The sequence below is a fragment of the Jeongeupia sp. USM3 genome (assembly GCF_001808185.1).
In the GTDB taxonomy this organism is placed as follows: Bacteria; Pseudomonadota; Gammaproteobacteria; order Burkholderiales; family Chitinibacteraceae; genus Jeongeupia.
Window position 1 is genome coordinate 255,625 of the sequence record NZ_CP017668.1, and the last position, 19,388, is coordinate 275,012.

The window sequence follows — 19,388 nt, forward strand, 5'->3', positions numbered from 1 at the left end:
GGGCATTCTTGCAACCCCGTCTGCCGGGGTGATATGTTGCGTTCCAATATTCAAATAATGCACTCAGCACACGCCGGCTGGTGATCTAGCGCCCTTGGGGGGACATCGTGCAAATTCAATCGAAACTCAAAGCATGCGTATTGGCAATGATGCTTGCGACGCCTTGGGTGAGTCATGCCGCCGGCCTTGGCAAATTGAATGTCGTTTCCGGTCTGGGGCAGCCGTTTCGTGCCGAGATCGACCTGACGTCGGTACAGCCGGGAGAGGCCGATTCGCTGGCGGTCAGCCTGGCTTCGCCGGAGGGCTATGCCAATGCGCAGGTGCCGTATCCGCCGTCGTCGCTGGGCTTGCGCTTCAATATCGACAAGCGCGCCAACGGCCAGTACTACGTGCTGGTGACCTCGAGTCAGGCGGTCAGCGAGCCTTTCCTCGGCCTGCTGGTCGAACTCAACTGGGCGTCGGGACGGATCCAGCGCGAATACTCGGCGCTGATCGACCCGGTCGGTTATGGCAACACGCCGGCGCGATCGAGCGAGCTGCCCGGAAAGGTTGTCGGCAAGGGGGCATCGGGCGCGGCGCCTTCGTCCGCCGCGGTCAGGCCGGCCAAGGCCGCTGCACCGGCCCGGGCGACGCAGCAGGCGGCAGCCGATGCGCCGGCCGCCGATGCCTACACGGTCAAGAGCGGCGATACCTTGTCGTCGCTGGCGCGCAAGTTCCAGGCCGATGGCGTGAGCTACGAACAGGTGCTGGTCAGCCTGTATCGCAGCAATCCGTCGGCCTTTGACGGCAATATGAATCGCCTCAAACGCGGCAGGATCCTCCGCGTGCCCGATCGCGATGCGATGGCGTCGGTGAGCCGTGACGAAGCGGCCAAGGAAATCCGTCTGCAGGGTGAAAACTGGGCGAGCTACCGCAACCAGCTGGCCAATGCAGCCGGCAAGCAGTCGGCGGCGGATGCCGGTGCCGGCGCGGCGTCAGGCAGGATCACTGCCAAGGTCGATGACAAGGGGCTGGCGCAGGGCGAGTCCGGCAAAGACGTGCTCAAGCTTTCCAAGGGCGGCCAGGCTGCCGATACGCAGCTGAAGGCATTGCAGGACGAGGCGCAGGCGCGCCAGAAGTCGCTTGACGAGGCGAACCAGCGTGTCGCCGAGCTGCAGAAGAACATCAAGGACATGGAGCAGGCGCTGGCGATCAAGAGCCCGTCCGGGCTTGCCGCTGCGGCATCTGCAACGGTGCCGGCCAGTGCCTCGGCGGTGAAGGCCGAAGTGGCTTCGGCAGTCGCCGAGGTCGCGGCTGCGAGCGCTGCCGCGCCGGTCGCTGCGTCGTCGCTTGCCGTGGCGAGTCCGGTTGCCAGAAAGCGCGCGCCGGTCGTCGTCGCGCCGCCGGCCGGGGAGCCGTCGTTCGTCGATTCGATGCTCGAAAATCCGCTGCTGATCGGCGGCGGGCTGGCCGCCGTGCTGGCCGGTCTCGGCGGCCTGGTGTGGATGCGTCGCCGCAAGCCGGCGCAGTTCGAAGACAGCTTCCTGACGGCGGGCGACCTCAAGCCCAATACCGTGATCGGTGGCAGTGGCGGTGCCGTGATCAGTACCCAGCCGACCGAGAATTCCTTCCTGACCGACTTCAGTCGTCAGGGGCTGGGGACCATCGACACCGACGAGGTCGATCCGGTGGCCGAGGCCGAGGTCTACATGGCCTACGGTCGCGATGCGCAGGCCGAGGAAATTCTCCGCGATGCGCTGGGCAAGGATGAAAGCCGCAACGAGATCCGGCTCAAGCTGCTGGAAATCTATGCCGCGCGCAAGGACAACGTGGCGTTCGAGGAGATTGCGTCGTCGCTGTTCGCCCAGGTTGGCGGCCAGGGGGCATTGTGGGAGCAGGCCGCCTACATGGGGCGCAATCTGGATTCGGCGAATCCGCTGTACCAGAAGGCGGGAGCGCCGGCGGGTGGTGGCGTTGCGGCTGGTGCAGTGACTGGTGTCGCCGCTGGTGCTGCTGCGGTCGCCGTCGCTGCGGATGCGCTCGATCTGGATCTGGACCTGAGTGGCGACGCGGTCGAGGCGGAAGAGACGCCGTCGGCCGACCTGCCTGCCGGCGGTCCGGCCGACGACGCGGCGACCGGCATGGCGTCGCTGCTCGACGATCTCGACTTTGATCTGGATGGTCAGGATCTGGATGGCGGGGTGCCCGCGCCGGTCGAGGCGGTCGCCACGGCGCCTGTCGCCGATGACGTTGGTGAATCGGTAGCCGGGGTGCCGGACCGGCTCGACGGGCTGCTCGATGCGCCGACCGTGCCGGCCGATTTCGACCTCGAAGGCGGGAATGAACTCGACTTCCCGCTCGACCTCGAACTGCCCGAGCTTGCGGCTGCCGAGCCCGAGGCGGCGCTCGCATTGCCGGAAGGCGGTGGCGACGAGGAGGGCGATCTGGGGCTGGACTTCGACTTCGGCGACGCCCTCGCCGGTGACGCCGAGCTGCCCGCAGCCTTGCCTGAGGTGGACCTGTCCGGGCTGGACCTGAGTCTGGGCGGCGATGAGCGCGGCGACGAACTGGCCGCGGGTGAGGATGACCCGGTGCAGACCAAGATCGATCTGGCCAAAGCCTATCTGGACATGGGCGATACCGAAGGCGCGCGCGAGATTCTGCAGGAGGCGCTCGGCGAAGGCGGCGCCCATCACCAGCAGGAGGCGCAGCGCCTGCTCGCCGAACTCTGATCGACGATGTTGTCGCGTATCCACCCGGCCAACTGGATTCTGTGCTGGGTGACGGTGGCGTGCTGGCTGCATGTGCTGCGGCCCACGCCACTTGTCGTTTCGGTGCTGCTGCTCGCCCTGTTCGCGCTGTGGCAGGACGCCCGCCGCTGGGGCGTACGCTCGGACGCGTACGGTTCCTGTTGCTGGCACTGGCCGTCGTGTACGGCTGGGGGACGCCCGGCCGCCATCTCGGTGCGCTGGCCTGGGCGCCGAGCGAGGAAGGGTTGTGGCTCGGTGGGCTGCAGGCCTTGCGGCTGGTCGGCATGCTGGCGAGCCTGCAGGCGCTGCAACTGGGGCTGGGGCGGGATCGGCTCTTCTGCGGGCTTTACACGCTGGCAGCGCCGCTGGCACTGTGTGGGCTTGGGCGTGAACGCTGGGCGCTGCGCCTGGCGTTGACGCTGGATTACGCCGAGACGCTGCTGGCGGCGCCGAAGCCTCGCGCCGGTGGCTGGCGCGCCTGGCTTGATGGCGTCGACTGGCCGGCGCCGGAGCCGGTCAGGCTGGCTTTGCTGCCGTTTGGTCCGGGCCAGCGGTGTTGTTGTGCTGTATTGCTGTGCGCGATCGGCTGGATATTGATAGGGGTAGGTAAGTGAGCCGCTACGCGCTGGCAATCGAGTACGACGGACGGGGTTTCAGCGGCTGGCAGATCCAGCCGCAGATGAAAACGGTGCAGGGTGCGCTCGAGGACGCCGTGTCGCGCATGGCGGGTCATCCGGTGCGCGTGCATGCGGCCGGGCGGACCGATGCCGGCGTCCACGCCAGCCGGCAGGTTGCGCATTTCGACACCGACGTCCATCGCCCGCTGACCGCGTGGGTGCGCGGCGTCAACAGCTTCCTGCCGCCCGGGGTGGCGGTGTTGTGGGCCAGGGCGGTGCCGGACTCGTTCCACTCGCGGTTCGTTGCCCACGCCCGGCATTACCGCTACCTGCTGCTCAACCATCCGGTCCGGCCGGCGCTGATGGCGGGGCGCGTCGGCTGGATCCATCAGTCGCTGGATCTGGGCGCGTTCGATGCCGCGGCGCAAAGGCTGCTTGGGACGCACGATTTTTCCAGTTTCCGTGCCGCCGAATGCCAGGCCAAAACGCCGGTCAAGACCCTGACCCGGCTCAGTCTCTCGCGGCAGGGCGACCTGCTGATGGTCGATTTTTCCGCCGATGCCTTTCTGCACCACATGGTGCGCAATATCATGGGGGCATTGCTGCACGTCGCCAAAGGCAACGAAGCCCCGGAATGGATCGATACGCTGCTGGCGGCGCGCGAACGCGCCGTGGCACCGCCGACCTTCATGCCCGACGGCTTGTATCTGGCCGGCGTCAGCTATCCGGCCGAGTACGGGCTCGATACCGAGCCCGGTGAACGGCATGGACTGATTTGAGGTGAACCTTTGATTCCGCGTATCAAGATTTGCGGCCTGCGCGATGTGGCCACTGCGGTCGAGACGGCCCGCCTGGGGGCCGATGCGATCGGACTGGTGTTCTACGCGCCGAGTCCGCGCAGCGTCTCGGCCGAAACCGCCGCGACCATCACGGCCGCGTTGCCGGCCTTCGTGACCAGCGTCGGCCTGTTTGTCGATGCCGAGCCGGCCTTCGTGCGCAACGTGCTGGCGCAAGCGCCGCTCGATCTGCTGCAGTTTCATGGCGATGAAGCGCCCGAATACTGCCGGTCGTTCGGGCGGCCCTATATCAAGGCACTTAGGGTAAAACCGGATACGGATTTGGTAGAATGTGCCAGGCGCTATCACGATGCGCGCGGCCTGCTGGTCGATGCCTATGTGCCCGGCGTGCCTGGTGGCACCGGTGAGGCTTTCGACTGGAAAGTGTTGCCGGACGATTTGCCGCTGCCGTTGATCCTGTCCGGCGGCTTGCATCCGGGCAATGTGGCGCAGGCGGTCAGGCAGGTGCGGCCTTGGGCGCTGGACGTATCCAGCGGCGTCGAGCGCAGCAAGGGTGAAAAAGATCTGGCCAGGGTGGCCGCCTTTGTCGAGGCGGTGCATCTGGCTGCAAACGGGAAGACCGATGAACGATAAGCTTCGCTACAACCAGCCCGATGCACTGGGTCACTTCGGCCGGCATGGCGGCATTTTCGTCGCCGAAACGCTGATGCCGGCGCTTGACGAGCTGCGCGTCGAATACGAAAAGGCCATCGCCGATCCGGCGTTCATGGCCGAGTACCGTTACGAGCTCGCCCATTACGTCGGCCGTCCGAGCCCGGTCTACCACGCCAGGCGCTGGTCCGAGCTGCTCGGCGGTGCGCAGATCTACCTCAAGCGCGAAGACCTGAACCACACCGGTGCGCACAAGGTCAACAACACCATCGGCCAGGCGCTGCTCGCGCGGCGGATGGGCAAGAAGCGCGTGATCGCCGAAACCGGCGCCGGCCAGCACGGCGTGGCGTCGGCGACCGTTGCGGCGCGTTACGGTCTCGAATGTGTCGTCTACATGGGTGCCGAGGACGTCGCGCGCCAGTCGCCCAACGTCTACCGGATGAAGCTGCTCGGCGCGACCGTCGTGCCGGTCAGCTCGGGCAGCAAGACGCTGAAAGACGCAATGAACGAAGCCATGCGTGACTGGGTCACCAATGTGGATTCGACCTATTACATCATCGGTACCTGCGCCGGGCCGCACCCGTATCCGACCCTGGTGCGCGACTTCCAGTGCGTGATCGGCGAAGAAGCCAAGGTGCAGATGCAGGACCTCATCGGCCGTCAGCCCGACGCGGTGATCGCCTGCGTTGGCGGCGGTTCGAACGCGATCGGCATCTTCCATCCCTATGTCGACGTGCCGGGCGTGCGACTGATCGGCGTCGAGGCCGGCGGCCACGGGGTCGAGACCGGGCAGCATGCCGCGCCGCTGACGACCAATGCCAAGGTCGGCGTGCTGCACGGTCAGCGCTCGTACCTGATGCAGGACGAGAACGGCCAGATCGTCGAAACGCATTCGGTCTCCGCCGGGCTCGACTATCCGGGCGTCGGCCCCGAGCACAGCTACCTCAAGGACATCGGCCGGGCCGAGTACGTCGCGATCAACGACGACGAAGCACTCCGGGCTTTCCATGACCTGTGCCGTTTCGAAGGGATCATTCCGGCCCTCGAGTCGAGCCATGCGCTGGCGCATGCGGCCAAGATCGCGCCGACGATGTCCAAGGACCAAGTGCTGCTGGTCAACCTGTCCGGCCGCGGCGACAAAGATATTCCGACGATCGCCAAGCTCGACGGCATCCAGCTCTGATCATGCGCGGGCACCGGCCGGTGTCCGCCGTTTAGGTGACTTCATTCATGTCCCGTATCCAGAAAACTCTCGCGGCCCTGAAGGCCGACGGCCGCCAGGCCCTGATCCCGTTCATCACCGCCGGCGATCCGCGCCCTGGCATCACCGTCGAACTGATGCATGCATTGGTCAAGGGCGGCGCCGATGTGATCGAGCTCGGCGTACCGTTTTCCGATCCGATGGCCGACGGCCCGGTGATCCAGCGTGCGTCCGAGCGAGCCTTGGCTCACGGTGTCAGCCTGCGCGACGTGCTCGGCATGGTTGCGCAGTTCCGCAGGGACGACGCGGTGACGCCGGTCGTGCTGATGGGCTACGCGAACCCGGTCGAAGCGCTGGGCTACGAAGCCTTCGCGCAGGCAGCGGTGAGCGCCGGTGTCGACGGCGTGCTGACCGTCGACCTGCCGCCCGAAGAGGCCGAGGAGTGTGCATCGACGTTCAAGCGCCACGGCATCGACCAGATCTTCCTGCTGGCACCGACGACGCCCGTCAGTCGCATTCAGGCGGTCGAGCGGCTGGTCAGCGGCTATGTCTACTATGTTTCGCTCAAGGGCGTGACCGGCGCGGCAACGCTCGACGTTGCCGGTGTCGCGACCAAGCTCGACGAGTTGCGCGCGCACCTGTCGGTGCCGGTCGGCGTCGGTTTCGGCATCCGCGACCCCGAGACGGCGCGCGCGATCGCCGCGGTCGCCGATGCCGTGGTGATCGGTTCGCGACTGGTGCAGGAGGTCGAGGCCGGCGAGGCCGGTCTGGCGGATCGGCTGACGGAATTTCTTGCCAGCGTCCGCGCCGCGATGGATACTGCGCGCCGCTGAAACAAGGAGATTCACGATGAGTTGGTTGCAGAAACTCCTGCCTCCGAAGATCAAGAGCCGCGAGCCCGGCGCCAAGTCCGCCGTGCCGGAAGGGCTCTGGCACAAGTGCTCGGCCTGCGGCGCAGTGCTGTACCGGACCGACCTCGAGAAGAATCTCGACGTTTGCCCCAAGTGCAGCTACCACAACCGCATTTCGGCGCGTCGCCGCGTCGACCTGCTGCTCGACACCGAAGGGCGTTTCGAGATCGGCGCCGAAGTCCAGGCGATCGACATCCTCAAGTTCAAGGCGGCCAAGCGCTACAGCGAGCAGCTCGAAGGCTTCAAGAAAAGCTCGGACGAGGACGAGGCGCTGGTGGTGGTGCAGGGCGCCATCCACACGGTGCCGGTCGTGCTGGCGGTGTTCGAGTACGGTTTCGTCAACGGTTCGATGGGTTCGGTCGTCGGCGAGCGGTTCGTGCGGGGCGCCAAGGTCGCGCTCGAACACAACCTGCCGTTCATCTGCATTGCCGCATCGGGCGGCGCGCGGATGCAGGAAGGCCTCAACTCGCTGATGCAGATGGCCAAGACCTCGGCCATCCTGACCAAGCTGGCCGACAAGGGCCTGCCGTTCATCTCGATCCTGGTCGATCCGACCATGGGTGGCGTGTCGGCATCGTTCGCCTTCCTCGGCGACGTCGTGATGGCCGAGCCGGGTGCGCTGATCGGCTTTGCCGGCCCGCGCGTGATCGAGCAGACCGTGCGCGAAACGCTGCCGGAAGGCTTCCAGCGCTCGGAGTTCCTGCTCGAAAAGGGCGCGATCGACCGCATCGTCGACCGCCGTGAAATGCGCCAGCAACTGGTGCAGCTGCTGACCCTGCTGCAGAAGCAGCCGGCGGTGAATGCCTGATGTCGCGGTTTGACGCCGACACGCTCGACGCCTGGCTCGCCCATCTGGAGCAATCGCACCCGAAGGAAATCGACATGGGCCTGACCCGTGTCGAATCGGTGCGGGCGGCGATGGGCATGGCGCCGGCGTTTCCGCTGCTGACCGTCGGCGGTACCAATGGCAAGGGGTCGGTCTGCGCTTTCCTGTCGACGATGCTGCATGCTGCCGGCTACCGCGTCGGCACCTACACGTCGCCGCACCTGAGCCGTTACAACGAGCGGATTGCCATCGGCCTCGTGCCGGTGTCCGACGACGAGATCGTCGATGCATTTCGCGCAATCGAGGCGGCGCGCGGTGAAACCTCGCTGAGCTATTTCGAGTTCGGCACGCTGGCGGCGATGTACTGCTTCATGCGCGCCGGCGTCGACGCCGCGGTGCTCGAGGTCGGCCTTGGCGGCCGGCTCGACGCGATCAACATCTTCGATGCCGATGTCGCCGGCGTGGTCAGCGTCGATCTCGACCATCAGGCGTTTCTGGGCAACGACCGCGAGTCGATCGGTTTTGAAAAGGCCGGCATTTTCCGTGCTGGCCGCCCGGCGTTGTGTGCCGATCCGAACCCGCCGCAAAGCCTGGTCGGGCATGCGCAGGCCATCGGTGCGCCGCTGCGGCTGATTGGCCGGGATTTCGGCTGTCAGCGCGAGGCCGAGGGCAATCAATGGATGTGCTGGACGCCCGAGCAGCGTCGTCATGCGCTGCCGCTGCCGGCGCTGCGCGGCGCTTACCAGCTTGGCAATGCCGCGCTGGCGCTGGCGATGCTCGATACCTTGCGCGACAAGCTGCCGGTGTCGATCGGACAGATCAAGCGCGGCCTGATCGAGGTCGAGTGGCCGGCGCGCTGCCAGGTTCTGCCGGGGCGGCCACAGGTCGTGCTCGACGTCGCGCACAATCCGCATGCGGCCCGGGTGCTGGCAGCGGCGCTCGACCAGATGGGCTTTGCCGCCAACCGGCATGCGGTGTTCGGCATGATGGCCGACAAGGACATCGCCGGCGTGGTTGCGCTGCTCAAGGACAGCATCGACCACTGGCATTTGGCCGCACCCGCTCTGCCGCGCGCCGCCAGTGCCGACATGGTCGCCGGGCTCGTTGCCGCTGCGGCGCCGCAGGCGAAGCTGTCGCGCTACGATTCGGTGGCGGCGGCGTGGCGCGGTGCCGAGCAGCTTGCCGGCGATAGTGATAGAATCCTCGCTTTTGGCTCCTTCTACACCGTCGCCGAAGTCTTGGCGGCGCGTGGACGCTGAGTATGGCTCGAGAAAACATCAGCGAAGAACTCCTGCAATTGCGCAAACGCGCACGGCGACGGCTGGTCGGGGCGGTCGCCCTGGTGCTGTTTTCGCTGGTCGTGCTGTGGACCGTCATGGACGGCGAGCCGCCGGCCGCGCTCAACAATGGCTCGACGCCCGTCGAGATCATCGCCAGTGCGCCGTCCGCGTCGACCGTGGCTGCGGCCGCGGCCAGCGCGCCGATGCCGGCCGAAACGGTGGCGTCGACGCCATTGCCTGTCGTGCCGCCGGTCCAGGCCGAATCGACGCCGCTGATCGATCAGGACAACGCCGCGCTGCTGCCGGGCAAGCTGGTCAATCCGCAGCTCGAGCGCAAGCCCTCGCCAACGCCGAAGCCGACCCCCGCCAGGGAAGCCAGATCGCCTGAAGCAACGCCGAAACCGACGCCGGCCAAAGATCCCGCACGCATCCTGCAGGGGCTCGACGACGGTGACGACAAGGCGGGTGCGCCGCGCCAGTATTACCTACAGCTCGGTGCCTACGCCGATCCGGCCAAGGCGCAGCAGATGGTCGCCAAGCTCAAAGAGTCGGGCATTCCCGCTTACGGCGAATCGGTCAAGACCGACAAGGGCGCGCTGACCCGGGTGCGCGTCGGCCCGGCCGACCAGGCCAAGGCGCGGACCTGGCAGCAGAAGCTCGACGCGCTGGGCGTGTCGGCCCGACTGGTCAGCAAGTAAGAGCCTACGGTGACCGGCTTCGATTACGTCGTTCTCGCCATCCTCGGCCTGTCGATCCTGCTGTCGGTGATGCGGGGGCTGACGCAGGAGCTGCTGGCCCTGGCCGGCTGGGTGATTTCGGCCTGGCTTGCATTGAACTATGCCGCCCCCATTTCGGCCTACATGCCGGCAGCGCTGCCCAGCGAGTCCCTGCGCTATCTAGCCGCGCTGGTGCTGATTTTTTGCGCGGCCTGGCTGGCCAGCGCCATCGTGCGGATCACGCTCAACCAGTTTCTCAAGGCGACCGGACTCAAGCCGGTCGATCGTCTGCTCGGTTCGCTGTTCGGTCTGGTGCGCGGTAGCCTGTTCGTTATCCTGCTGGTACTGGCCGGCGGCATGACCGGCTTGCCCAAGACCGAGATGTGGCGGAATGCGATGTTCAGCCCGCTGTTCGAGCAGGCGGCGAGGATGACCCTGCCGTGGCTGCCGGAAGCGCTGGCGGCGCACGTGTCCTTCGACTAAGCAAGCTTTTACCAAGTATCGAGGTTTCTGTTATGTGTGGCATCGTCGGCGTGGTCGCCAAAACTCCGGTCAACCAGTTGCTGTACGACGGGTTGCTGGTCCTGCAGCACCGTGGCCAGGATGCTGCCGGCATCGTGACCGCCGAAGGGCATGTGTTCCACATGCACAAGGGGCAGGGACTGGTGCGCGACGTGTTCCGCACCCGGAACATGCGCTCCTTGCTTGGCAACGCCGGCATCGGCCACGTCCGCTACCCGACTGCCGGATCGGCGTCGAGCCTGGCCGAATCGCAACCGTTCTATGTCAACAGCCCGTTCGGCATGGTGCTGGCGCACAACGGCAACCTGACCAACGACAAGGATCTCAAGGAAGACATGTACCGCAGCGATCTGCGGCACATCAACACCAATTCGGATTCCGAAGCGCTGCTCAACGTGCTGGCGCACGAGATCAGCCGCCGCACCCAGGGCCCGATCCTGACGCCGAAAATCGTTTTCGACGCGATCGAAGCCGTGCATTCGCGCGTTCGCGGCGCCTATGCGGTCGTTGCGCTGATCGCCGGCTTCGGTCTGGTTGCGTTCCGCGATCCGCACGGCATCCGCCCGTTGTCGCTCGGCCGGCACGAGACGCCCGAAGGGACCGAGTACCTCGTCGCCAGCGAATCGGTCGTGCTCGACACGATGGGCTTCAAGTTCTGGCGTGACGTGGCCCCGGGCGAAGCGATCTACGTGAGCTTCGACGGCGAGTTCCACAGTCGCCAGTGCCATCCGGACCCGAAACTCGTGCCGTGTATTTTCGAGCACGTGTACTTTGCCCGGCCGGACAGCGTGATCGACGGCATTTCGGTGCACGAGGCGCGGCTGAAGATGGGCGAGCAGCTTGCCGACAAGATCCGTGCGATGGTGCCGGCCATGGATATCGACGTGGTGATCCCGATTCCGGACACCAGCCGCGATGCGGCGCTCGAGCTGGCCAATACGCTGAAGCTGCCGTACCGCGAGGGCTTCATGAAGAACCGCTACATCGGCCGGACCTTCATCATGCCGGGGCAGGCGAGCCGCAAGAAATCGGTGCGGCAGAAGCTGAACCCGATCGCCGGCGAGTTCCGCGGCAAGAACGTGCTGCTCGTGGACGACTCGATCGTTCGTGGCACGACGTCGAAGGAAATCGTCCAGATGGTGCGTGACGTCGGCGCCAAAAAGGTCTATCTTGCCTCGGCGGCGCCGCCGGTCAAGTATCCGCACGTCTACGGCATCGACATGCCGACGCGCGCCGAACTGATCGCGACCGGCCGTACGCACGAGCAGATCGCCGAGGAGATCGGTGCAGATGCGGTGATCTACCAGGATCTGTCGGCGCTGATCCAGGCCTGTTCCGATGCCAGCGGCGGTGCGATCGTCGAGTTCGAGACTTCGTGTTTCGACGGCCGCTACATCACCGGCGACATCACCGATGCCTACCTCGATGCACTCGAAGCCAAGCGCCTGTCGCCGCTGTCGACCAAGAGCAAGGAAGGGGATCCGGACAGCCGCGTGCTCGACCTCAATATTGGCGTTGCCGAGCAGAATTTGATCTAATAACACCAGATCAAAGAAGCGATGCGCATAACAAGGGCCGCGAGATCATTCTCCGGCCCTTTTACCATTTGAACGCCGATACATCTCCGCCCAAGGATGCCGAAATGACCGATCGCACCGATTTGCACCCCGACACGCTGGCCGTCCGCGCCGGCACCCACCGTACCGAGTTCGGCGAGCATTCCGATGCGCTGTTCCTGACGTCGAGCTTTGTCGTCGACAGCGCCGAAGATGCCGCGCTGAAGTTCGGCGGCCAGATTCCGGGCTACACCTATTCGCGCTTCACCAATCCGACCGTGACCGCGTTCGAGGACCGGCTGGCCGCGCTGGAAGGGGCCGAGCGGGCAGTGGCGACGGCGTCGGGCATGAGTGCGATCCTTGGCCTGTGCATGGCGCACCTGAAGGCCGGCGACCACATCCTTGCATCGGCGGGGCTATTCGGTTCGACGATCCAGTTCTTCAACAATTACATGAGCAAGTTCGGCGTCGAAGTCAGCTACGCCAAGCCGACCGATCCGGCCGACTGGGCGGCGCTGGTCCGCCCGAATACCCGGCTGTTCTTTCTCGAGACACCGTCGAACCCGCTGACTGACGTGTCCGACATCGGTGCGATTGCCGAGATCGCCCACGCCAATGGCGCACTGCTGGCGGTCGACAACTGTTTCTGTTCGCCGATCCTGCAGCAGCCTCTGGCACTGGGGGCCGATATCGTCATCCATTCGGCAACCAAATACCTCGATGGCCAGGGGCGCGTGCTCGGCGGCGCCGTCGTCGGCAAGTCGGAGGTCGTCGAGCCGGTCTACCTGTTCCTGCGGACTTCGGGCCCGACCTTGTCGGCGTTCAATGCCTGGGTGCTGCTCAAGGGCATGGAAACGCTGCCGCTGCGCATGCGCGCGCACTGCGACAACGCCTTCAAGCTGGCGACCTGGCTCGAGGCGCAGCCTGCCGTCGAGCGCGTCTACTACCCGGGTCTTGAAAGCCACCCGCAGCATGCGCTGGCGATGCGCCAGCAGAAGGGCGGCGGTGGTGTGGTGTCGTTCGAGCTCAAGGGCGGCAAGGATGCCGCATGGAAGCTCGTCGACGCGGTGCAGCTGATGAGCCGCACCGCCAACCTCGGCGACGTGCGCACGACGATCACCCATCCGGCGTCGACGACACACGGCCGGCTGACGCCGGAAGCGCGCGCCGCCGCGGGGATCCGCGACGGGCTGATCCGCATTGCTGTCGGCCTCGAGCATATCGACGACCTGACCGCGGATTTGGCGCTCGGCCTGGGCTGATCGCCACGATAGAGCCGCTAACAAAATCCAGTGAAACGGTGCTGGCAAGGCGCGCGAAACGCAGGCAGTACAAGACGTACGACCAGTGAGCGCAACGCCGCCAGCAGGGTTTTGTTAGTGGCTTCTACTTTCCCGCGGGCCCGGCATCCGATATGCTGGGCACGTAATCTCCAGTGCCGGGACGACCCGGCACTGTCTCGTTTCATCCGGGGACGGCCCCGACCTTCACCAAGGAAAAGGCCCATGTCTCCTACTCTCATCCCCTGGATTTCCCTCGTTTTCGCCGGCCTGTTCGAAGTGGCTTGGGCGCTCGCACTGAAAGCGTCGCACGGTTTCTCGCGTCCGCTGCCTTCGATCGTTTTTGTCGCGACCCTGGCGGTCAGCATGGGGCTGCTCGCCTATGCGGTGAAGCACCTGCCGCTCGGCACCGCCTATGCGATCTGGGTCGGTATCGGCACGCTCGGTACGGTGCTGCTCGGCATCGTCTGGTTCCACGAGCCGATGAATCTGTGGCGCGTGCTGTCCGTGTTGCTGATCCTGGCCGGCATCGTCGGTTTGAAGCTGGGCTGACCGCGTTTTCCCCCTAGGGAAAATGCTTATGTTTCGCCGCCGCGTCGGCGGCGATCATCCTGTCTGTTGTAGTGTCATAAAAACGACTACATTGCGCCGCCCGGACGCAGTGATTTCATGACTCGGAGACAGGATGAGTACGTTCAAATCAAAACTGATCTGGCTCGCCGTGGCCATCGTGGGGGCGTTTGCCTTCGGGATGCTGGCGCTGAGCCGTGGGGAGCATGTCAACGCGGTATGGCTGGTGGTCTCGGCCGTGGCCTGCTACAGCATCGCCTACCGCTTCTATAGCTCGTTCATCGCCAACAAGGTATTCGAGCTCGACGATCGCCGGATGACGCCGGCCGAACGCCGCAACGACGGCCTCGACTACGTGCCGACCAACAAGTGGGTGCTGTTCGGCCACCATTTTGCCGCGATTGCCGGTGCCGGCCCGCTGGTCGGCCCGATCCTCGCCGCGCAGATGGGCTTTTTGCCCGGCACGCTGTGGATCCTGATCGGCGTGATGATCGCCGGTGCGGTGCAGGACTTCCTGGTGCTGTTCATCTCGACCCGCCGCGACGGGCGCTCGCTCGGCGAAATGGCCAAGCAGGAGCTCGGCCCCTTCGCCGGCGTGGTGGTGATGCTCGGCGCGCTCGGCGTGATGATCATCATCCTGTCGGCGCTGGCGCTGATCGTCGTGAAGGCGCTGGCCGAAAGCCCGTGGGGCACGTTCACCATCGCGGCGACGATTCCGATCGCGCTGTTCATGGGCGTGTACATGCGCTACATCCGTCCGGGCCGCATCGGCGAGATTTCGGTGATCGGCTTCATCCTGATGATGCTGGCCATCGTCTACGGCGAGGACATCGCGCAGAGCCCGGTCTGGGGCCCGATGTTCACGCTGCACGGCACTCAGCTCGTCTGGGCGCTGGTGATCTACGGCTTCATCGCCTCGGTGCTGCCGGTGTGGCTGCTGCTGGCGCCGCGCGACTACCTGTCGACCTTCCTGAAGATCGGCGTCATTGTCGGCCTGGCCGTCGGCATCGTCTTTGCCGCGCCCGAGCTGAAGATGCCGTCGGTTACCCGCTTCATCGACGGCACCGGTCCGGTGTTCTCGGGCAGCCTGTTCCCGTTCCTGTTCATCACCATCGCCTGCGGCTCGATCTCGGGCTTCCACGCGCTGGTGTCGTCGGGTACGACGCCGAAGCTGGTCGAACGCGAAAGCCACATGCGCATGATCGGCTACGGCGGCATGCTGATGGAGTCGTTCGTCGCGATCATGGCGCTGATCTGCGCCTCGGTGATCGACCCGGGCGTCTACTTCGCGCTGAACTCGCCGGCCGCCGTGATCGGCAAGACGGTCGAGTCGGCGTCGGAAGTGATCAACGGCTGGGGCTTCGTGGTCACGCCGGAGATGCTGGTGCAGATCGCCAAGGACGTCGGCGAGCACTCGATCCTGTCGCGCGCCGGCGGTGCGCCGACCTTTGCCGTCGGCATGGCACACATCATCACCGACATTTTCAACAGCCGCGCGATGATGGCGTTCTGGTACCACTTCGCCATCCTGTTCGAAGCGCTGTTCATCCTGACCGCGGTCGACGCCGGTACGCGCGCCTGCCGCTTCATGGTGCAGGATCTGGCCGGTGTGGCGATCCCGTCGCTGGGCAAGAGCCGCAGCTGGCTCGGCAATATGGTCGGCACCACGATCGCCGTTGCGGGCTGGGGCTTCTTCGTCTACCAGGGCGTGGTCGACCCGCTGGGTGGCATCAATACGCTGTGGCCGCTGTTCGGCATCGGCAACCAGATGCTGGCGTCGATGGCGCTGATCCTCGGTACCGTCGTGCTCTTCAAGATGAAGAAGGAGCGCTACGCGTGGGTGACGATCGTGCCGACGGTCTGGCTGTTCATCACCTCGATGACCGCCGGCTGGCAGAAGATCTTCAGCGAGAACCCGAAGATCGGCTTCCTTGCCGTAGCCGACAAGTTCAACGCCGCTGCGGCCAACGGGACGATCATCGCGCCGGCCAAAACGGTCGAGGACATGCAGCGCATCGCCTTCAACAACCAGATCAATGCCACGCTGTGCGGCTTCTTCATGATCGTGGCGGCGGTGATGCTGGTGGCGGCGTTCTTCAACGTCCGCCGTGCACTGGCGGCGCGTCACCCGACGGTGCGCGAGGCCGAAGTGGTGATGCGCGGTGACGAGGCGGCAGCCAATGCTTGACCTGTCTTTCCTGACCGGTGGCCGGCGCGAGCCGGCCCCGCCGCCGGCGGTGGACGAGGGTGACGACTACCAGCGTTACGTGCTCGACCACCAGCGCCGCCACGGTGCCGGGACGCCGATGAGCCGTGCCGAGTTCGAGCGCTACAGCCTCGGCTCGGACTGGCTGTCCGGGCTCAAGGACGCGGCGAAAAAGGTCGTGCAGACCTGCCGGCTGATGGTCGGCGTGCACGACTACGAGTACTACGTCGAGCACATGCGTAGCCAGCACCCGGATGCCGTGCCGATGAGCCGCGAGGACTTCTACCGCTACTGCCTGGATGCGCGCTTCCCCAGCGCCGACCGGGCGGCCGGCGGCAAGTGTCCTTGTTGAGTTGGCTAATCTGGAGGTGCATAAACGCCACCGCATGGTGGCGTTTATTTTTTTGGGTTAGATGGGCTGGCCTGATTGACTTACAGTGGCAGGGCTTGCACGAGCGCACCTTCTCCATTGGGGGTTTCGAGTGGGATTATTTGAATTGTTACTTTAACAAAGTCATTCTGATGCTCGTAGCTGCGATTGATGTGGTAAGGGTTTGGCTGGTCCCGGAGAAATGATCCTTCTGCGCGAAAAAGTTCATCATCTCCATTTTTTGATAGCGCACTGGCTACAAACGAAGCGAGTTCTTTAAGTATTCCGACTATGGCGGCGGAGCCAGGATTTGCTGCAATTATGGCGCTGATGCCAAGGTCGGCGGCTCTACTTTCTATGATCTCTTTTATTAGTTTTCCGCGTTCCTGCATGTCGGCATCTGATTCCATCATCAGTATGGATAGGGCAATAAATTCCCCGGGATTTTTGGGTCCGTATAGCAAGTGTCCATCCCCAAGCATGGTAACTGTGCTTGCAGGAGCTACTTTAGGGAATGGCATGAAGTTGAAATCTATTTCAGGATTTGCCTCTCCATTTGTGTCGATCGCCATTGATAGTATATATGGCTCACTGTAATTGTCGAACGCGTCCGAGTTTTTTTGTAATGTGAACCTTGGCATGGTTATCGCGATTTTTGATTGGTTTGGATTAAATGGCATAATGATGCTCCTTTTGTAAGTTGTCGTGCGAAAGCATGGATGGCGAATTGGTTCTCGTGGTGGATTTTGTTATGCTTTGATTGCTGCTAGATGATTGTTTCTGTGGATTATTTTTTGCTCATTCCATATCCTGTATTAATGCGAATTTCATGATGTCTCTCCTGTGATTGAAATCATTTCACTATAGATTAGACATTATTTTGTGCAATGCAGGAGGTGGTGCAGGATTTTGCGTATCAAGCACTAAACTTGCCGACAGACGGTGCAATAAATCGCACCGCGACTCATGAATGGTCCTGCACGGATCTAGCCCCAGCGGAACATGTCCATCCTAGATGTTGGGTTTCGTCTGATTGGTTACCAAAACGCAGCTGGCCGCTGTTCCAAGCGCGTGACCTTTTGCGTACCTTGATCACCCAGTCCGCCAATGCGAGCCAGCCATGAGCCACCGCCCGCACCACACCGCTCACCCGCGAGGAAATCCGCCACTCCAGCCTCTCGCAAAGCGAGCTGATGCTGCGCTACAGCGTCGGCAAGGGCACCATCCGCAAATGGCAAACGCGCGACGAATTCATCGATCGGTCGCACCGGCCGCATACCTGTCCAGTCCCGGACGCAGGAAGCGCTGATGCTGATCCTGCGCACCACCTTGCTGCTGCCGCTGGACGATCTGGTGGCGGTGGCCCAGCGTTTCATCAATCCGAACGCCACCCGATCCGGCATCAACCGGCTGCTGGTGCGTGAAGGCGTCGGCAACCTCAAGACACTGCAGGCGCAGCTGCAGCCGGAAGAACCCGCTGCGCCCTCCAAGGGCTTCAAGGCCTACGCACCGGGCTATGTCCACATGGACATCAAGTACCTGCCGCAAATGCCCGATGAAACATCGCGCAGCTACCTGTTCGTCGCGATCGACCGGGCCACCCGCTGGGTGTTCCTGCACATCTACCCGGATCAGTCCGAAGCCAGCAGCGTCGACTTCCTGCAGCGGCTGTACAAAGCGGCGCCGATGAAGATCGAGAAACTGCTGACCGACAATGGCAGCCAGTTCACTGACCGCTTCACCAGCAAGGCCAAGGCCCCCAGTGGTCAGCACGTCTTTGATCGCCGCTGCGCAGCCCTGGGGATCGAGCACCGGTTGATCCCGCCGCGCACGCCGCAAATGAACGGCATGGTCGAGCGTTTCAACGGCCGGATCAGCGAGCTGGTGAAACAGACCCGCTTTGCCAGCGCAGCGGAGTTGGCGCAGACGCTGCAGGATTACCGGCAGGCCTACAACCAGCACATCCCGCAAAAAGCCTTGGGCTTCCGGTCACCGATCGAGTCGCTGAAAATGTGGCAGCAAGAGCGGCCGGAATTGTTCAAGAAAAAAGTCTACAAACAGGCGGAACCCGACACCTAGATGTGAAGGTTCAATAGGTTGTTTCGGGTGTTCACCCGGAGAAGTTCTGCGAGACTGGAAATCGCCAAACCCCCAGTCACAGAACAAGACACCGGATGAACACACATAAGAATGCCCGACTGACGTATCTGCGTCGCCTGGAAATGGTTCAGGACATCACCGAGCATGGTTTGTCGACCGCGGCGGCGGCGGCACGCCATGGCGTAAGCGCGGTCACCACCCGCAAGTGGCTGGGCCGCTATCTGGTCGGCGGCGCGGCTGCCTTGCTCGACAAATCCTCGCGTCCCGAGCGCTCGCCACGTGCCATTGCGCCCAGCGTTGCCCTGACGATCATCGAATTGCGTCGCAAGCTGTTCCTGCAGGCTCGCATCGCAAGCTATATCGGCGTGTCCAAAGCAACCGTCAGTCGCGTGCTGCGACACGCAGGGCTATCGCGGTTAAGCGACCTGCAGCCCGCAGAGCCTGTGCAGCGCTACGAGCGCGAAACGCCCGGCGAACTGCTGCACGTCGACATCAAGAAGCTCGCCCGCTTCGAGCAGGTCGGCCATCGCATCACCGGCGATCGTCGCCAGAACAGCCGAAACAGCGGCTGGGAATATCTGTTCGTGGCGATCGACGACCATAGTCGCATCGCCTTCACCCGACTCTACCCCGACGAGCGCCGCGCCAGCGCCATCGACTTCCTGCGTGCGGCCAACGACTACTTCAAAACGCTGGGCGTACCGCTCCAGCGCCTGATCACCGATAACGGGCCCGCCTTCCGCTCCCATGACTTCGGCCGCGTTTGCGTTGAACTGGGCATTAAGCAGAGGTTCACCCGCGCCTACCGACCGCAAACCAACGGCAAGGCCGAGCGCTTCATCCAGTCCGCGCTGCGCGAATGGGCCTACGGCCAAACCTATCAACACTCGGATGAGCGCGGCGCAGTCCTGAGGTATTGGAATCATTATTACAACTGGCACCGTCCGCATCACGGCATCGGCTGCCACGTGCCCATGTCCCGTCTCTCAGCAACGAAAAACAACGTCTTGACTCTTCACACCTAGAGTAGGCCGAGTCCGAAAAGACAAAACGCCA

At 64.0% G+C, this 19,388-nt stretch carries 17 protein-coding genes and 1 pseudogene; 17 read left to right on the forward strand and 1 reads right to left on the reverse strand.

The features are described 5' to 3' along the window. Nucleotides 1-149: 149 nt before the first annotated feature. From BJP62_RS01225 to BJP62_RS18915, 15 genes are all read left to right on the forward strand, one after another. Entirely contained in the window at nt 150-2,711 is a 2,562-nt protein-coding gene (locus BJP62_RS01225) for a FimV/HubP family polar landmark protein (protein WP_168163771.1), read from the forward strand. Nucleotides 2,712-2,839: 128 nt separating this feature from the next. Beyond that, complete coding sequence (locus BJP62_RS01230) at nt 2,840-3,343, forward strand: hypothetical protein (RefSeq protein WP_145927057.1); 504 nt, start codon at nt 2,840-2,842, stop codon at nt 3,341-3,343. Continuing rightward, the gene (truA, locus tag BJP62_RS01235; protein ID WP_070525716.1) at nt 3,340-4,125 is read left to right on the forward strand and encodes a tRNA pseudouridine(38-40) synthase TruA; all 786 of its coding nucleotides are present in this window, start codon (nt 3,340-3,342) and stop codon (nt 4,123-4,125) included. Before BJP62_RS01230 ends, truA begins: the two co-directional genes overlap by 4 nt. 9 nt (nt 4,126-4,134) lie before the next feature. Next, on the forward strand, nt 4,135-4,776 hold the full coding sequence (locus tag BJP62_RS01240; RefSeq protein WP_070525718.1) for a phosphoribosylanthranilate isomerase: 642 nt from the start codon (nt 4,135-4,137) through the stop codon (nt 4,774-4,776). Then, a complete protein-coding gene (trpB, locus tag BJP62_RS01245; RefSeq protein WP_070525720.1) occupies nt 4,766-5,977 on the forward strand; it encodes a tryptophan synthase subunit beta in 1,212 nt (403 codons plus the stop codon). Before BJP62_RS01240 ends, trpB begins: the two co-directional genes overlap by 11 nt. 47 nt (nt 5,978-6,024) lie before the next feature. Next, nucleotides 6,025-6,828, forward strand: coding sequence for a tryptophan synthase subunit alpha (gene trpA, locus BJP62_RS01250; RefSeq protein ID WP_070525722.1), 804 nt, complete (start codon nt 6,025-6,027; stop codon nt 6,826-6,828). A gap of 16 nt (nt 6,829-6,844) precedes the next feature. Then, a complete protein-coding gene (gene accD, locus BJP62_RS01255) occupies nt 6,845-7,714 on the forward strand; it encodes an acetyl-CoA carboxylase, carboxyltransferase subunit beta (RefSeq protein ID WP_070525724.1) in 870 nt (289 codons plus the stop codon). Continuing rightward, nucleotides 7,714-8,991, forward strand: coding sequence for a bifunctional tetrahydrofolate synthase/dihydrofolate synthase (gene folC / locus BJP62_RS01260; protein WP_070525726.1), 1,278 nt, complete (start codon nt 7,714-7,716; stop codon nt 8,989-8,991). Before accD ends, folC begins: the two co-directional genes overlap by 1 nt. Before the next feature lie 2 nt (nt 8,992-8,993). Further along, nucleotides 8,994-9,710: an SPOR domain-containing protein gene (locus tag BJP62_RS01265; RefSeq protein WP_070525729.1), complete on the forward strand. Its 717-nt coding sequence runs from the start codon at nt 8,994-8,996 to the stop codon at nt 9,708-9,710. Between the two features lie 9 nt (nt 9,711-9,719). Beyond that, entirely contained in the window at nt 9,720-10,211 is a 492-nt protein-coding gene (locus tag BJP62_RS01270; RefSeq protein ID WP_070525731.1) for a CvpA family protein, read from the forward strand. 32 nt (nt 10,212-10,243) lie between these two features. Then, a complete protein-coding gene (gene purF, locus BJP62_RS01275) occupies nt 10,244-11,788 on the forward strand; it encodes an amidophosphoribosyltransferase (RefSeq protein WP_070525733.1) in 1,545 nt (514 codons plus the stop codon). Nucleotides 11,789-11,892: 104 nt separating this feature from the next. Then, entirely contained in the window at nt 11,893-13,068 is a 1,176-nt protein-coding gene (locus tag BJP62_RS01280; protein WP_070525736.1) for an O-succinylhomoserine sulfhydrylase, read from the forward strand. A 243-nt stretch (nt 13,069-13,311) separates the two neighbouring features. Next, complete coding sequence (locus tag BJP62_RS01285) at nt 13,312-13,638, forward strand: multidrug efflux SMR transporter (RefSeq protein WP_269466102.1); 327 nt, start codon at nt 13,312-13,314, stop codon at nt 13,636-13,638. Nucleotides 13,639-13,771: 133 nt separating this feature from the next. Next, nucleotides 13,772-15,844 (forward strand): carbon starvation CstA family protein, encoded by a 2,073-nt coding sequence (locus BJP62_RS01290; RefSeq protein WP_070525738.1) that lies wholly within the window; start codon nt 13,772-13,774, stop codon nt 15,842-15,844. Further along, nucleotides 15,837-16,214, forward strand: coding sequence for a CstA-like transporter-associated (seleno)protein (locus BJP62_RS18915; protein ID WP_070525740.1), 378 nt, complete (start codon nt 15,837-15,839; stop codon nt 16,212-16,214). The genes BJP62_RS01290 and BJP62_RS18915 overlap by 8 nt, the downstream gene beginning before the upstream one ends. A gap of 80 nt (nt 16,215-16,294) precedes the next feature. Here BJP62_RS18915 and BJP62_RS17800 read toward each other — a convergent pair whose 3' ends face one another. Then, nucleotides 16,295-16,804, reverse strand: coding sequence for a hypothetical protein (locus BJP62_RS17800; RefSeq protein ID WP_205700944.1), 510 nt, complete (start codon nt 16,802-16,804; stop codon nt 16,295-16,297). Between the two features lie 588 nt (nt 16,805-17,392). On the opposite strand from BJP62_RS17800, the pseudogene BJP62_RS01300 reads away from it, so the two are divergent. Further along, a pseudogene (locus BJP62_RS01300) lies at nt 17,393-18,311 on the forward strand (DDE-type integrase/transposase/recombinase). 95 nt (nt 18,312-18,406) lie between these two features. Further along, entirely contained in the window at nt 18,407-19,357 is a 951-nt protein-coding gene (locus BJP62_RS01305) for an IS481 family transposase (RefSeq protein ID WP_070525743.1), read from the forward strand. Nucleotides 19,358-19,388 lie beyond the last annotated feature (31 nt).